Source organism: Streptomyces sp. NPDC006997, assembly GCF_040635175.1.
In the GTDB taxonomy this organism is placed as follows: domain Bacteria; phylum Actinomycetota; class Actinomycetes; order Streptomycetales; family Streptomycetaceae; genus Streptomyces.
Genome location: NZ_JBEYHH010000111.1, coordinates 1 through 1,117 on the forward strand (window position 1 = coordinate 1; position 1,117 = coordinate 1,117).

Sequence of the window (1,117 nt, forward strand, 5' to 3'; positions counted from 1 at the left end):
GGTGCGGGGGGTGATGGAGGCGGTGCGTGCGCGGCAGGGTGATCCGTTGCAGTCGGTGGTGGATGCCACGCATGAGTTGATGGGGTGTCTTGCTCGGGATGTGGTGGTGCGGGGTGGGTTCGGGCTTGCGGGGGATGTGTCTCGTCGTGCGGAGTCGCCGTTGCGTCGGGAGTGGCAGCGTTGGGTGGAGGAGAGTTTGCGTCGGGCTGAGCGTGGTGGGGTGCTTGCGCGGGATGTTGCGTGGGCGGATGCGGCTCGGTTGATTGTGGCGGCGACGGTGGGTTTGGAGGTGTTGGGGGGTGCGGATGCTTCTTGGTTGTCGCGGCAGAATGTCACGCGGTTTTGGGAGTTGTTGTTGCCCCGGCTCGCGGACCGTCCGCGGGTTTCCGCTTTGGTCAGTTCCGGCTCGGCGTCGCTGTCTGTTCCGCATGGGCGTCCCCGCGTCTGAGTTTGGTCATTGACTTGGTTGCTGTTTGGGGTGGACGTGTTCGGTTGGGGTTCTCCCGGGGTGTGGGGTGCGGGGTGCGGGGTGTGGGGTGTGGGGTGTGGTGGCTGGCGGTGTGGTGGGGTTCGTGAGGGGGGTATCGGCCGTGGCTGTCTCCAGGGAAGTGTTCGCTCAGGAGGTATGTGCTGGGGTTGTGTGAGCGTGCGGTGGGGATGTTTTGGAGTGTCGATCCGAAGTGGCAGGTCGAGGGGCTGGGGGTCGGTCTCGGTGTGGGTTCGGAGGTTCTGCGTGGCTGGATCTGCGAGGCTGGGGTCGGTGTTGGCGAGTGGGTGGTCAGGCTGGCCATCGGCGAGCGGGCCGGGCTTACTGTGTTGCGTATGGAGAGTGCTGGCTACGGCGGCGCTATGTGGGGCCGCCGAGGCGTCTGGAGTCGGCTCCGGTCCGTGGAGATCGTCGCTCACGAAGGCGGCTTGAAGCGGGCTCGCTTGGTCCTGCGGGTCGGTCGCGGGCGGAGTTGACGCAAGGACGCCTCGGAGCTGGCTTCGCAAGCTGGGGCCCGCTGGAGTCGTCTTGGCGGGGCGGGGCGGGGTGAGGGCGCCGTAGCCAGAGAACGCCCGGCTCAAGCGGGCCGACGGGGTGGTGTGGACGGCTTCGGTTTTTTGCGGTCTGGCT

Annotated in this window: 1 protein-coding gene; it reads left to right on the forward strand. The window is 67.1% G+C overall.

What is annotated here, in order from left to right; genetic code table 11:
- A partial coding sequence (locus tag ABZ659_RS35885) for a hypothetical protein (protein ID WP_360229215.1) occupies positions 1-448 on the forward strand: 448 nt, incomplete at its 5' end.
- Positions 449-1,117 lie beyond the last annotated feature (669 nt).